This is a genomic window from Aquabacterium sp. A7-Y, assembly GCF_026153205.1.
In the GTDB taxonomy this organism is placed as follows: domain Bacteria; phylum Pseudomonadota; class Gammaproteobacteria; order Burkholderiales; family Burkholderiaceae_C; genus Caldimonas.
Genome location: NZ_JAPFBW010000003.1, coordinates 42,925 through 56,052, shown reverse-complemented (window position 1 = coordinate 56,052; position 13,128 = coordinate 42,925). Strand labels below are relative to the sequence as shown.

Here is a 13,128-nt window from a genome sequence, read left to right as displayed (position 1 = left end):
GCCTGCCAGTCTACGGCCTGGCAGTTCAAGGCGCGGCTCAGGTGCCGCCCTCGGCCGGACCCGCCGCGAGCCTGCCCAGCTGCACCCCGCCGTGCAAGGCCGCGACACTCTCGATGGGCACCGGCTTGCCCACCCCCCAGCCCTGCGCATGGTCGACGCCGATCTGCCGCAGCGCCTCGAGCACGGCCTCGCTCTCGACCCACTCGGCCACGGTCTGCAGGCCCGACAGGCGGGCGATGCGGTGGATGGACTCGACGATGGCGCGGTTCACCGGGTCCTCGACCAGGCTCTTGACGAAGGAGCCGTCGATCTTGACGTAGTCCACCGGCAGGGTCTTGAGGTAGGCGAAGGAGGACAGCCCGGCGCCGAAGTCGTCCAGCGCAAAGCGCACGCCCAGGGCCCGCAGTCGCTGGATGAAATGCAGGGCGGCCGCGAGATTGCCGATGGCAGCGGTCTCGGTGATCTCGAGGCACACGCGCCGCGGCTCCAGCCCGGTGTCTTCGAACTGCTGCACCACGTGGGCCAGGAAGTCGGCGTCCGAAAGCGACTGGCCCGAGATGTTCACCGAGGCGGCCACGCCGGGCAACTCTTGAAGCCACGCGACCGCCTTGCGCACCACCCAGCGGTCGAGCGCCGGCATCAGCTGGAAGCGCTCGGCGGCGGGAATGAAGGCGCCCGGCCCGAGCAGCCGGCCGGCCTCGTCGTGCAGGCGCAACAGCAGCTCGCCGCGCAGGATCTTGCTCGGCCCGCCGGCGGTGGCGACGATGGGCTGGAAAAACAGCGTGAAACGGTCTTCGTCCAGCGCGCGGCGGATGCGCGGCACCCAGCCCATCTCGATCTTCCGGTGCTGCCACAGCGGGTCCTTGTCGTCGAACAGGACCACCCGGTTGCGCCCGCCTTCCTTGGCCGCCTGGCAGGCCAGCGCGGCATGGCTCAGGACGCCCGAGACATCCCCGCCGGCCTCCAGCTCGGCCATGCCCACGCTGAGGCTGACCGCATGGCGCTGCCCGGCCCAGTCGAAGCGGAAGGACGCGACCCGTTCGCGCAGCGCCTCGGCAATGTCGCGGGCGCGCGGCACCGGGCAGCCGGGCAGCAGCAGCCCGAACTCGTCGCCGCCCAGCCGTGCCAGCGTGTCGGTCTGCCGCACGCCGCTGCGCAGCAGCCCCGCGACCTGCCGCAGCAGTTCGTCGCCGGCGACGTGGCCCAGCGTGTCGTTGACGATCTTGAACTGGTCCAGGTCGAGGTGGCACACCAGCCCGCCGCCGGCCGTTGCCTGGACCAGGCAACGCTCGAACTCGGTGCGGTTGGCCAGGGCCGTCAGACTGTCTTGCGCCCAGCCATGGAGCAGCCGATCCGAGGTCGAGTGCTGCTCCGTCAGGTCGCGACACAGCCAGACCACGCCGGTGACACGTCCATCGGCGGCGCGCAGCGGTGCCGCGCTGTCGGTGACCAGCCGCTCGCTGCCGTCGCCACGCTGCAGGGTGTAGGGCTGGACATTGCGCACCACCGCGCCGCTGCCGATGCACTCCGACACCGGCGAAGCGTGCGGGTAGTGTGTCGAGGTGTCGAGGTGACGGACCAGCTGCAGCAGCGGCCGCCCGAGGGCGAGATCCTCCGGCATGCCGATCAGCCGTTCGGCCGCCGGGTTCATCGACGCGACGCATCCGTCGGCATGGGTCGATACGACGGCGTCGGCGATGGCGTCGAGCGTGGCCTGCAGCGCGTCCTTCCGGGCGCTCAGGACCGTGTTGGCGGCGGCCAGCGCTTCGGCCGCGGCCTCGGCAGCGCGGCGCGCGGCAAGGTGCTCGTCTTCGGGACCGGCCGGGACGCCGGGCGCCGCTGGGTCCCCGGCGCGCTCGGGGTCCGGGGCCGACCGCGGCCCGCTCATCGCCGGGCTCCCGGGGTCGGGCCGCGCGCGACCACGAGCGCCGCGGAGCCGCTTCCGGTGGGTCTGAGAGGCTGGCCAAGCTCTGTGTACATCGCCCCCTATCCTGCCACCCTGCGGATGCCCCCGCGCGCTCTGCCCTTATCGGGACGGCGAGGGCCGTCGGCGCCGCTGGCTCGGGCGCCGCCGAGGTTCAGGTCGCGCCCTGGCGCGCGGCACCCGCGGGCACGGCGGCCGCCCCGGGCGCGCTTGCGTCGGACAGCGTGACCCCGGGCACCTCGGCGAGGCTGCGCGGCTGCTTGCGCTTGAGCCAGAGGTAGAGCCCGCTGCCCAGCACGACGATGGTCGCGATGTCGAGCAGGGCCCAGAGGATCTGCATCGGCATGCCGCCGTAGTCGCCGAAGTGCAGCGGCTGCGAGACCAGCAAGGCATCGAGGTACCACGGCATGTGCGGCGCGGCCGTCACCTGCGCGGTTCTCGCGTCCACCAGCACCGGCTGCAGCAGCCTCGAGGTCAGCGGCTCCTCGCCGCGCAGGAAGAAGGTGTAGTGGTGCGGGCTGGAGAAGGCCGTGCCGGGAAAGGCGATGAAGGACAGCTTCATGCCCGGCGCCCGGGCCTTCGCGGCCTCCAGCGCGCGCTGCACCGAGGCGCGCTCGGCCTGCGGCACAACCGGCCGGCCCTGATAGGGCGCCAGCAGCGCGCTCAGCTGGTCGTGCTGCCAGTACTTGATCAGCAGGTCGGCCCAGGTGTTGATCATGCCGGTGGCACCGACCACCAGCGCCCACACCAGCGTGACGATGCCCAGCAGGTTGTGCAGGTCCAGCCACTTGACCCGCGGCGAGCGGTCGTGCCGCACCTCGCCGAATGGCAGCTTGCGCATGAAGGGAGCGTACAGCACCACGCCGGTCACGATGGCCACCAGCAGCAGCAGCCCCATCAGGCCGAGGAACAGCTTGCCCGGCAGCCCCGCGAAGAGGTCGACGTGCAGCTTGAACATCACGTACATGAACCCTTCGTCGAAGCGCGGCTGGGCCAGCACTTCGGCGCTCCGCGCGTCCACCGCGACCGAGCGGAAGTCGTCGGTCGGCTCCGGCGTGTGCGTCAGCGTGACGAACCAGACCCGGTCGTCGTCCTCGTCGGGCGACGCGAACTGCACCAGCCGGTCGGGGTGGCGCGAGCGCGCCACGTCGAGCACCCGGTCGAGGCTGGCGCGCGGCGCGTCGGCCGCCATGGCCGGAGGCTCGACCTCGGTGCCGAGCAGGTGCTCGATCTCGTGGTGGAAGATCAGCGGCAGCCCGGTGATGCACAGCAGCAGCATGAACACGGTGCAGACCAGGCTGCTCCACTTGTGCAGCCAGGACCAGGTCTTGAGGGCGCGGGCGCTTTGCATGATGGGTGTCAGGAGGGGGTGCGGGAATCGGGCAGGAAGGCGGCGGACCCTGCGGCGGCGGGCGTCGAAGCGCCGCCCGGGTCGGAGGCCTCGGCGCAGCGGGCTGGGCGGCGCAGCCCGAACCATGCCATCACGAGCACCGGGACGCCCAGCGCCAGCCAGGACCAGGCGTCACCCCAGCCGTCGGACACCAGGGCGCTCAGCAGGCCGCTTGCGCTCAGCAGACCGAGAGCGATCGGCCATCGCCACAAGCTCCGTCCGGGGGACCTCATGACAGATCCCCGCAACGCCTGGCGCGCTGGGCCGCGCCTCGCCCTGTCCATGGAAGCAAGAACATTTGTTAAGCAGAAATGCGATTGATTCGCATTCTAACGAAAAGCCGCTGCGCTGCACCATGCCATGCCGGCTTCGGACCCGCACGGCACCACGGCCTCACGTCGGAAGACGAAAGAAGACGGCCTCGGCCTTGGGCCGAGGCCGTCTCTGGATGGACGCGGGTTCAGCCGCTTTGGAGGTCGAAGCAGAAACCGCTGTAGGACTCGAGGTCCAGGCCTTTCACGAAGGGCAGCACCAGCGTCTTGCCAGCGTTCTCCCAGGCGTCGTGCTGCAGATAGCCGTGCGCCTTGAAGTCGGCCAGCAGCTCTTCGCGGGCGACCACCCGGTAGGGACAGAAGGCGGTGCCTATGCTGTTGAGCGTGATGTAGCTCCGCGTGGGGTGGACCGCGGTGATGTTGAGAATGATGCGGCGCGGCAGCGCCGCCAGTTGCCCGAGCAGTTGACCGAGCGTCTGCGGGAGGTATTGCAGGCTGCCGGAGGCGAACAACACGTCGGTGCCGCTGGCCTCGCTGAAGTCGGTCGTGAAGCGCAGCTGCGGGTTGTGCCCCTGCGCGGCGGCGATCTGGCGGCCGCGTTCGACCACGGCCGGCACGTCGCAGACGGTCCAGCGCAGGTCCTGCGGATAGGCCATGTGGGGCCGGAAGGCGTGGTACTTGATGCCGACGTGGCCGCCCAGGTCGAACACGCTGCGCAGGCCCTCGGCGAAGGAGCGATCGAGCCAGAACATCGCCGCGTAGTCGTAGGAGTAGACGCAGGGCGCGTACATCCGCGCCGAGTGCGGGTTGTCATAACCCAGCGGGCGCACCGGGGGTGCGCGGCGGGCCGCTTCCTCGAAGCTCGGATAGACGCCGAGGAACAGATTGCGGTTTTCGTTCTGCAGGAAGCGCCGCCGGTAGGCGACCTGTCGCGCGTGGCGGATGCCCGGCACGGCGCCGAGCACCCGGGCGGTCTGGCGGAGGGCCTGGTAGGCGCTCATCAACTCTCTCCCTGGTGGTGTGGATCGTGCGTCTCGCGGCGCGGAAGGCGCCCGGACCTCCCATGGCGGCTCACTGGAATCGCCCGTAGAGAAGCCGCCGAAAGATCGTCACCGGCGGGATGACTTCAAGAAGTGAGTGCCACTCAAGGAAGCAGTCTAGGACGGGGCGGCGGGCTCACCAGGGCCTGCGGCGCCCGCCCCCCGCGAATGCGGGGCGGCCTGCTCGCTCCGCCCTCCCCGATGTCTCAGGTCTTCGTCTTCTCGATCACCGGCACCGCCCCCTGCCCTGCACTGCGAGCCGCCACCCGGACGCGGCGCAAGCACAGTTCGCACGACGTTTCGGTGACAGCCGCTAAAAACCTGTGTTCGGTGTCCCCAGGACTGGCGCAGGGCCGAACGGCAACGCAGACTGCCGGCTCGCCGTTCCCCGAGGTCCTGCGCCTCGCTCGAAAGGAACCGGCCCGAGCGCCTGCGCCGAGGCCGGCTCCACCCACGTTGGAGATCTTTTTCTATGACCGATTCCTGCCCGTCCGCGCCTGCCGCGCGGCGCGAGTTCCTGCGTCAATCCCTGTTCGCCGGCGGCCTGCTGGCCCTGGGTCCGGCCGCCGCCTGGGCCCAGGGGCTGCCCGCCACGCCTGCCAACCCCCGGCTGGACCAGGGCCTGCAGCGTATCGTCGCGCCCGGCGGCTTCGGCGAGCTGCTGCCGCCCAATGCCGACGGGCTGCGCCTGCCCGCCGGCTTCAGCTCGCGGGTGATCGCGCGCAGCGGCCACTTCGTATCCGGCACCTTGCACCTCTGGCACGCCGCGCCCGACGGTGGCGCCACCTTCCCGATGGGAGACGGCGGCTGGATCTATGTCTCCAACTCGGAGCTCCCGCTCGGCGCGGGCGGCGTCGGCGCGATCCGCTTCGACGCGAACGGCGAGATACGCGGCGCCCGGCGCATCTGCAGCGAAACCGAGCGCAATTGCGCGGGGGGCCCCACGCCGTGGGGCACCTGGCTGACCTGCGAGGAGACCGACCGCGGGCGGGTGCTCGAATGCGACCCCACCGGGGAGCGGCCCGCGGTGGCCCGCGACGCGCTCGGCTGGTTCGACCACGAGGCGGTCACCGTCGACACCCGCAGCGGCTTCCTCTACCTGACCGAGGACAAGGCCGACGGCCGGCTCTACCGCTTCCGTCCGGCCGTCCCCGGCGATCTCAGCCGGGGACGGCTGGAGGTGGCGCGCCGCAACGGCGCGGCCGCCCCCTTCCAGATCGACTGGCTGCCGCTGCCCAACCCCAACCCGCGCGCCTGGGGCATCCGAACGCGGCGCCAGGTGCGCGAAAGCAGCCCCTTCAACGGCGGCGAGGGCATCTGGTTCCACGCCGGGCAGGTCTACTTCACGACCAAGGGCGACAACCGGGTCTGGGCGCTCGACACTGCGAGCGACCGCCTCGACATCGTCTACGACGCCGGCACCGCGCCCGACCCGATCCTCTCGGGGGTGGACAACCTGGTGGTCTCGTCTCGCGGCGAGCTCTACGTCGCGGAGGACGGCGGCGACATGCAGATCTGCGTCATCGGGCCCGACCGCAGCGTCGCCCCCATCGTGCAGGTGCAAGGCCACGACGATTCGGAGATCACCGGCCCGGCCTTCTCGCCCGACGGCACACGCCTGTACTTCAGCTCGCAGCGCGGCACCCACGGGCTCGGACTGACCTACGAGGTGCGCGGCCCCTTCCAGGGCGCCTGAGCGCGCACCGGCCGGGGCGCTGGCGCAGAAACGGGGCATGATGCGAGGGATGCACCCCGCCGTTTCCAAAGACCCGCTGCACGGCAAGACGCTGGAGCAGATCCTGACCGAGCTGGTGGCGTTTTTCGGCTGGCCCGGGCTGGGCCGCCGCATCGCCATCCGCTGCTTCACGAGCGATCCCAGCGTGCGCTCCAGCCTGCAGTTCCTGCGCCGCACGCCGTGGGCGCGGACCAAGGTCGAGAGCCTCTACCTTTTCATGCTGCGCGAGCAGGCCCGCCAGGCCGCTGCGGCGCCACGGCGACCGCCGGACGGGGACCTTCCGCCCTGACGCGGCGCAGCGCCGGCCGCCTCACACCTGCGCCTTCATCAGGCGCAGCATGCGGCTGAAGCGCAGGTCGTCGACGCGGCCGCCGAACAGCCGACCGTTGATCTCCCGGGCGCCCAGCGACTCGATCTGGGCGTAGCCCATGTCGTGCAGTTCCTGCATCAGCGGACCGGCGTCGAAGTAGGAATGCCAGGGTTCGCCCATCCAGGCGCAGCGCCAGGCCACCAGCCGCGAGGCCCAGCGCTCGCCCGGTCGCATCGAGGCCGGCGGCACGAGGTGGTCGAACACGATGCCGCTGCCGCGCGCGGTGGACTGCGCGATCCATTGCAGGGTCCCCCTCACGGTGGCCGGCGTCAGGTAGACCGTGACGCCCAACCATGAGAAAAACACCGGCTCCTCGGCCCGCCAGCCGGCAGCCCGCAAGCGCTCGGCCAGGGTCTGCGATTCGAAGTCCACCGGCGTGAAGGTCAGTGACGCCGGGATCTCGATGCCCGCCTGGTCCAGCAGTTGCCGCTTCCAGGCCTGCGTGGCCGGATGGTCGACCTCGAAGACCCGCAGTTGCGACGCCGGATAGGGGTTGCGATAGGCGAAGGTGTCGAGTCCCGCCCCGAGCACGACGTACTGCCGCACGCCGCGCCGCACCGCCTCGTCCAGCGCCTCCTCGGCGATGCGGCTGCGTGCCACCACGTCGGCGCGGATGCGTCGCGCCATCTTGCCCCTGGGGCGCCCCGGGGCGCGGCGCAGCCTGGCCGCTTCCTGCTCGCCCAGGATGCGCAGCGAGACCGGGTCGACAAACACCTTGGGCTCGTCGTCGAGCAGCTGATGCTGGGCGCGCAGTGTCGCCACACGCCAAGCGGTGCGGCTGGGGCGGGTTTCTTCCATGCGGTCTCCTCCTTCGGCCCGCGTTGTGCAGGCCTCGAACGGTGTCTCGGATCGAGCGCCATGGTAGGCAGCCGGCTCGGCGCGCGGGGACGAGCACGTAAGTACTGGTCTCGCCGCCCGCCCTCGGCCGAGCAGCGTGCCAGGGGGCGGCGCGCGCGCCCCCGGCAGCCTCAGACCGGCGTGCCTTGCTCGCCGGCCGCGCTCTCGAACACGTCCCGGGGCCCGAAAAACTCGTAGCGCAGCCGCTGCGCGGGCACCTGCAGCGCCAGGGCCATGTCGTGCACGGCCTGCATGAAAGGCTTGGGCCCGAGGAAATACAGGTCCACGTCTCGGTCAGCCGGCAGCTCGCGTGCCAGAAGCGCCCGGGTCAAGCGGCCCGTGGCGTCTGCCCGGTCCTGCGCCCTGGGTTGCTCGTAGATGAACACCGCGCGCACATTGCGATGCTGCTCGACCAGCTGCTCCACCCGGGCGCGGAACGCATGCACGCCGCCGTGCCGCGCGGCGTGCACGAAATGGATGGGGCGCCCGGTCGGCGCGGCGGCTTCCAGCATCGACACGGCCGGCGTGATGCCGACGCCGCCGGTGACCAGGAGCAGCCGGCGCTCGCGCGGCGCCTCGGGGTCCAGCACGAAGTCGCCGCAGGGCGGCTGGACCTGCAGTTCGGTGCCCGCCTCGGCATGGTCATGCAGCCAGGTGGACACGCGGCCGCCTTCCTCCCGCTTCACGCTGATGCGGTAGCAGGGCTTGCCGGGTGCGTCCGACAGCGAGTAGTTGCGCCGCAGCGTCTCGCCGTCCAGCGTCAGCACCAGGGTCAGGTACTGACCCGGCTGGAAGGCGAGCAGCGGCCCGCCGTCGGCGGGTTCGAGATAGAAGGAGGTGATCAGCTCGCTCTCGGCCTGCTTGCGCGCCACACGGAAACTGCGGGTGCCCTGCCAGCCGCCCGGCTGGGCCGCCTTGTCGCGGTAAACCTGGGACTCGGCCGCGATCAGAAGATCCGCGAGCGCTCCATAGGCCTCAGCCCAGGCCGCCATGATGTCGTCGGTGGCGGCGTCGCCCAGCACCTCCTTGATGGCCGCCAGCAGGCAGCGGCCCACCACCGGGTAGTGTTCAGGCGCCACACCGAGCGAGACGTGCTTCTGCACGATGCGCGGCAGTTCCCCGACGAGTGCATCGAGACGGTCGATATGCGTGGCATAGGCAAGCACTGCACGCGCCAGCGCACGGGCCTGGGTGCCCTCGGCCTGATGGGCCTCGTTGAAGAAGCTCTTCACCTCCGGGTGGGTGCGGAACATCAGGGGATAAAAGTGCGCCGTGATGGCTTCGCCGTGCTGCTGCAGCACGGGCACGGTGGCCTTCACGAGGCGAATGGTCTGCTCGCTGAGCATCGAGGGTCCTCCGGACGAGTTGTGGTGCTTGCTCTATTTCAAGATGCGGGCCAGCGCCGGGATGCTCGCAAGTCCTTGATTTAAGGCAATACCGCACGTCGATGTTGTGGTAGTGACCACAGCGGAATGTGGTCCTATGGACCACAATGCAGTCATGACGACCTCTCCTTCTCTTTCAGAAGAGCAACGCTACCGCCAGCTGCTGGCCTCGGCGCGAGCGGTGGTGCCCTGCGACGCCCTGGCGCTGCTGCGGCTCGCCGACGGCGTGCTGCGGCCGGTTGCGGTGGATGGGCTGAGCGAAGAGACGCTGGGCCGCGCCTTCAGGCCCGAGGCCCATCCCCGGCTGGCGCAGCTGCTGGCCTCGCCCACCGGGCTGCGCTTTGCCGCGGACTGCGGCCTGCCGGACCCCTATGACGGCCTGGTGGAGGGCCAGCCCGAGATCCTGCCGGTGCATGACTGCATGGGAGCGCCCCTGCATATCGAGGGCCGCCTGTGGGGGCTGCTCACGCTCGACGCGTTGACGCCGGGCAGTTTCGATGCCGTCGGACCGGCACAGCTGCGCGCGCTGGCGGGCCTGATGGAGTCCGGCATCGAGTCCATCCGGACCATCGCCCGGCTGGCCGAGGAAGCCCGGCGCGAGCGTTTGCTGGCCCGGACCCTGCAGCGCGGCGATCCGGTGCTGCGCGAGCTGGTCGGCAAGAGCGCCGCGATGCTGCAGCTCAAGCGCGAAATCGACACGGTGGCCGCCACGGATCTGACGGTGCTCGTCATTGGCGAGACCGGTGTCGGCAAGGACCTGGTGGCCCAGCGGCTGCACGCGCTGTCGGCGCGCCGCGACCAGCCGCTGGTCCAGGTGAACTGCGCCGCCCTGCCCGAGACCTTGGCCGACAGCGAGCTGTTCGGGCATCGCAAAGGCGCCTACACAGGCGCGACGCAGGACCGCGCTGGCAGGTTCCAGCTGGCCGACGGCGGCACGCTTTTCCTCGACGAGGTGGGCGAACTGCCGGTCACCGTGCAGGCCAAACTCTTGCGGGCTTTGCAGAGCGGCGAGTTGCAGCGCCCGGGCAGCGACGCGCTGCTGCACGTGGACGTGCGCGTGATCGCAGCCACCAACCGCGACTTGGCGGCCGAGGTCGCGGCCGGGCGTTTCCGCGCCGATCTCTACCACCGCTTGTCGGTGTTCCCGCTGCGGGTGCCGCCGCTGCGCGAGCGCGGCCGCGACGTGCTCGCGCTGGCAGGCGGCTTCCTCGAAGAGAACCAGCACCGCCTGGGCGCCCGCAACCTGCGCCTGGTACCGGCCGCCAAGGCCGCCTTGCTGGGCCAGCCCTGGCCAGGCAATGTGCGGGAGGTGGAACACGTGATCGCGCGAGCGGCCTTGCGCGCGGTGGCCGAGCAAGGCCGCACGGTCCGCTGGGTGAGCATAGAGCCGCGCCACCTCGGTTTGTCGGAGCCGACCACCGCGGCCGCGCCCGAGGCCGTCACAGGCCGCCCGGTCGCAGCCGCGACAAGCGGCAAGACGCTGCGCGAGGCCACCGAGGCGTTTCAGCGCCAGTGGATCGAAACGGCGCTGATGCGACACGGGGGCTCGCTGGCCGGTGTCGCGCGCGAAGCCGGCATGGATCGCAGCAACTTCCACCGCCTGGCCCGACGGCTGGGCCTCTTGAAGCCGACCCGCCGGCCGGCCTAGGGAGTCGGACCTCGAACCAGCGCGGGGGGCCGACACCGTTCAACTCCGGGAATGTTTCACCTCCTTTCGCATCCATCAGTGAATAACGTGAGCACGGTCGACGATGGCGTCGACCTGTGCCTTGCCGATCGACGCCCCCAGGGTTCCGAGCAGTGAGCCCGAGATGCCGGAAACCGAACTCAAGCGCGTCTCCGAGAAGCAGCGCACCACCTCATCGGTGGAGTGTCGAATCAGCTGTACGCCTTGGATGGCTCGGGCCAGCGCTTCGCAGGCCGGCCGTGCCAGGAACTCGTCGTGCAACATGCCCTCGAGCAAAGGGTCGAGGCGCTCAATGAAAGCATCGAACTGCCTGTTGAAACCGCGAAGAGATCTGAACTCCGCCAGCAAGGCCGCACGGCAGTTCCCGTCCTTCATCAATGCACGGCGGACGTCCATGCACATCATGTTCGCCGTGCCCTCCCAGATGCTGTTGAGCGGTGCTTCTCGGTAGATCCGCGCCATCGGGTTTTCTTCGATGAACCCGTTGCCGCCGTGGCACTGCACCGCTTCATAGGCAATGGCAGGAGCTCGGGAACAGTTGAGGAACTTCGCGATGGGGGTGGCGACACGGGCGAACGCCGTTTCCTGCTCGTCGCTTCCGATATGGTCCGTCGCCTTCGCCACACGCAATGCCAGCAGGGTCGCTGCTTCAACTTCGACGGCCATGTCGGCGAGTACATTGGCCATCATCGGTTGTCGTGCCAAGCGCACACCGAAGGCCTTGCGCGTACCGGTGTGGTTCAGAGCCAGTGTCAGCGCTTGACGCATCAGGCCTGCGGACCCTATGGCGAAATCCAGCCGGGTCAGGTGGGCGTGTGAAAGGATCTCGCGAATGCCGGCACCTTCGGCTCCTACGCGGATGGCCAGGCTGCCGCTGTACTCGATCTCGCTGGAAGCGTTGGACCGGTTGCCGCACTTGTCCTTCAGCCGCTGTATGAAAAACCGGTTGTGCGTGTTGTCCGGCAAGGTGCGCGGCAAAAAGAAGCAGGTGATTTCGCCCGCCACCTTGGCCAGCGTGAAGAAGCCATCCGACTGTGGCAGCGAGCAAAACCACTTGTGGCCCGACAACTCGTACCAGAGGGCGGTCGCGCCGTGGTAGTCGGAGGCATGCGAGAAGACACCGGTCGTCTGGGTTTCCCGCAGGTCAGACCCGCCTTGCTTCTCTGTCATCGCGAAACCGATCACCACAGCGGACTTCTGTGCGACCTCCCGCCGGCTGAACTCGTACTGTGTGCCACGGACCTTCTCAGCCCAGATCTTCAACGCGGGCTCGGCCTTGAAGCCCGAGTAGGCGGCGTAGGCCTGGCCTACGGGACAGCCGGTGCCATGCTCGACCTGGTTCCAAAGATAGGACAGCACGGCACGCGCAAAGTGGGGCTGCGGGCCCGCCGAGCTCCAAGCCAGCGAGTGCACTTCGTGCTTCCAGGCCAGATCCATCAACTCATGCCAAGCCGGGTGGAACTCCACCCAATCGATCCGGTTGCCGTAACGGTCGTGCGTCTTGAGTTGGGGCGGGTTCTGGTTGGCGAGTCGAGCCAACTCCTGAACGTCTTCCTCGCCCGCCAAGCTCCCGAGAGCGGAACAGCGGCCTGCAGCCCAGGGCGCCTCGCGTTCAATCGCAGCGGCAAGAACGGCGTCGCCGTCGAAGGCGTTGAACCCGGTCGCCGCGCGTGCCTGGTTCTTGACGATGTGCGTGACGCGACAATCAGGGGTCGGTTCAACTGGCGGTAGCGGTTCCGATGTGTCGGGGGCATTCATGCTTGCCTCGGCGGGGAAGTGGCGAGCCCGTGAACGGAAGTGGACGTCCCGGGTGATGTAGACACTGCTGCGCAGCAGAGGTCGGCGATGCGGCCGGCGAGCTCACGCACACGTTCGATGTTCTGAACCTCGGCCGCTTCGAAGTCGGTGTTGAGCGGCGATAGCGGCCCGATCAGGCCTTCCATGAACCCACCGACGATGACCGTCGCCGCGATGCTGACGTCGATGTCTGCTCGGAAGTCACCGGCTTCCTGGCCATCGCGGACGATGCGCATGATCTGCCTGCTGATCGCGTGCCGGTAGGCCAGGCGGGCTTGATCGATTTCCGGGTCGCAAGGCTCGGCGATCAGGGCGTATGCCAATCGCCGGTTCCGCATGGCACGCTTGACGAAAGCCGCCACGGCGGCATGCAGCCGCAGGACCGCCGGCTCGGGGCCATTGGCAATGGTGTCCACGACATCGACCTCGCGCTGAGACACGGCCGACAGCACCTCGACAAACAGGTCGGCTTTTGAGGGGAAGTAGCGGTACACCGTCCCGGTCGCCAAGCCCGCTGCGGCGGCAACATGGCTGACTTGAGCCTCTCGCCAGCCACCCTCGCTGACCAAGGCACGCGCCGCCGTCAGGATACGGTTGCGGTTGTCTGCGAGACGTGCCTCAACGGTGTCGGTTTTGCGGTAGACCATGAAGAAATGAACTCAGGTTCACGATGACATGAACACTAATTCAC

11 protein-coding genes are annotated in these 13,128 nt (G+C 69.4%); 3 read left to right on the top strand and 8 right to left on the bottom strand.

Features of this window, described 5'->3' with window-relative positions; all coding sequences use genetic code 11:
• Positions 1 to 37 precede the first annotated feature (37 nt).
• The 4 genes from OOT46_RS03335 to OOT46_RS03320 all read right to left on the bottom strand — a co-directional run bounded on the left by OOT46_RS03335 (position 38) and on the right by OOT46_RS03320 (position 4,587).
• Positions 38 to 1,888: an EAL domain-containing protein gene (locus tag OOT46_RS03335; RefSeq protein ID WP_265402164.1), complete on the bottom strand. Its 1,851-nt coding sequence runs from the start codon at positions 1,886 to 1,888 to the stop codon at positions 38 to 40.
• Between the two features lie 190 nt (positions 1,889 to 2,078).
• Entirely contained in the window at positions 2,079 to 3,275 is a 1,197-nt protein-coding gene (locus tag OOT46_RS03330; RefSeq protein ID WP_265402163.1) for a PepSY-associated TM helix domain-containing protein, read from the bottom strand.
• 8 nt (positions 3,276 to 3,283) lie between these two features.
• Complete coding sequence (locus OOT46_RS03325) at positions 3,284 to 3,526, bottom strand: hypothetical protein (protein ID WP_265402162.1); 243 nt, start codon at positions 3,524 to 3,526, stop codon at positions 3,284 to 3,286.
• Positions 3,527 to 3,774: 248 nt separating this feature from the next.
• The gene (locus OOT46_RS03320; protein WP_265402161.1) at positions 3,775 to 4,587 is read right to left on the bottom strand and encodes a TIGR04325 family methyltransferase; all 813 of its coding nucleotides are present in this window, start codon (positions 4,585 to 4,587) and stop codon (positions 3,775 to 3,777) included.
• 511 nt (positions 4,588 to 5,098) lie between these two features.
• Between OOT46_RS03320 and OOT46_RS03315 the strand changes: the two genes are divergently transcribed.
• A complete protein-coding gene (locus OOT46_RS03315; RefSeq protein ID WP_265402160.1) occupies positions 5,099 to 6,322 on the top strand; it encodes an alkaline phosphatase PhoX in 1,224 nt (407 codons plus the stop codon).
• 37 nt (positions 6,323 to 6,359) lie between these two features.
• Entirely contained in the window at positions 6,360 to 6,650 is a 291-nt protein-coding gene (locus OOT46_RS03310; RefSeq protein ID WP_265402159.1) for a VF530 family protein, read from the top strand.
• Positions 6,651 to 6,671: 21 nt separating this feature from the next.
• On the opposite strand, the gene OOT46_RS03305 is transcribed toward OOT46_RS03310, so the two are convergent.
• Both OOT46_RS03305 and hmpA read right to left on the bottom strand, forming a co-directional pair.
• On the bottom strand, positions 6,672 to 7,529 hold the full coding sequence (locus OOT46_RS03305; protein ID WP_265402158.1) for a class I SAM-dependent methyltransferase: 858 nt from the start codon (positions 7,527 to 7,529) through the stop codon (positions 6,672 to 6,674).
• Between the two features lie 170 nt (positions 7,530 to 7,699).
• Positions 7,700 to 8,914 (bottom strand): NO-inducible flavohemoprotein, encoded by a 1,215-nt coding sequence (gene hmpA, locus OOT46_RS03300; protein ID WP_265402157.1) that lies wholly within the window; start codon positions 8,912 to 8,914, stop codon positions 7,700 to 7,702.
• Between the two features lie 154 nt (positions 8,915 to 9,068).
• Here hmpA and norR point away from each other — a divergent pair, with 154 nt between their 5' ends.
• Positions 9,069 to 10,601 (top strand): nitric oxide reductase transcriptional regulator NorR, encoded by a 1,533-nt coding sequence (norR, locus tag OOT46_RS03295; protein WP_265402156.1) that lies wholly within the window; start codon positions 9,069 to 9,071, stop codon positions 10,599 to 10,601.
• Between the two features lie 75 nt (positions 10,602 to 10,676).
• Here norR and OOT46_RS03290 read toward each other — a convergent pair whose 3' ends face one another.
• Positions 10,677 to 12,398, bottom strand: coding sequence for an acyl-CoA dehydrogenase family protein (locus tag OOT46_RS03290; protein ID WP_265402155.1), 1,722 nt, complete (start codon positions 12,396 to 12,398; stop codon positions 10,677 to 10,679).
• Positions 12,395 to 13,084, bottom strand: a complete 690-nt coding sequence (locus OOT46_RS03285; RefSeq protein WP_265402154.1) for a TetR/AcrR family transcriptional regulator — start codon at positions 13,082 to 13,084, stop codon at positions 12,395 to 12,397. Before OOT46_RS03285 ends, OOT46_RS03290 begins: the two co-directional genes overlap by 4 nt.
• Between the last annotated feature and the right edge of the window lie 44 nt (positions 13,085 to 13,128).

What these genes read in the sequence shown, in the direction of transcription:
- OOT46_RS03290 (WP_265402155.1), bottom strand. Translation starts at nt 12,398, where the DNA reads ATGAATGCCCCCGACACATCGGAACCGCTACCGCCAGTTGAACCGACC.
- OOT46_RS03305 (WP_265402158.1), bottom strand. Translation starts at nt 7,529, where the DNA reads ATGGAAGAAACCCGCCCCAGCCGCACCGCTTGGCGTGTGGCGACACTG.
- OOT46_RS03330 (WP_265402163.1), bottom strand. Translation starts at nt 3,275, where the DNA reads ATGCAAAGCGCCCGCGCCCTCAAGACCTGGTCCTGGCTGCACAAGTGG.
- OOT46_RS03320 (WP_265402161.1), bottom strand. Translation starts at nt 4,587, where the DNA reads ATGAGCGCCTACCAGGCCCTCCGCCAGACCGCCCGGGTGCTCGGCGCC.
- OOT46_RS03335 (WP_265402164.1), bottom strand. Translation starts at nt 1,888, where the DNA reads ATGAGCGGGCCGCGGTCGGCCCCGGACCCCGAGCGCGCCGGGGACCCA.
- OOT46_RS03285 (WP_265402154.1), bottom strand. Translation starts at nt 13,084, where the DNA reads ATGGTCTACCGCAAAACCGACACCGTTGAGGCACGTCTCGCAGACAAC.
- norR (WP_265402156.1), top strand. Translation starts at nt 9,069, where the DNA reads ATGACGACCTCTCCTTCTCTTTCAGAAGAGCAACGCTACCGCCAGCTG.
- OOT46_RS03310 (WP_265402159.1), top strand. Translation starts at nt 6,360, where the DNA reads ATGATGCGAGGGATGCACCCCGCCGTTTCCAAAGACCCGCTGCACGGC.
- OOT46_RS03315 (WP_265402160.1), top strand. Translation starts at nt 5,099, where the DNA reads ATGACCGATTCCTGCCCGTCCGCGCCTGCCGCGCGGCGCGAGTTCCTG.
- hmpA (WP_265402157.1), bottom strand. Translation starts at nt 8,914, where the DNA reads ATGCTCAGCGAGCAGACCATTCGCCTCGTGAAGGCCACCGTGCCCGTG.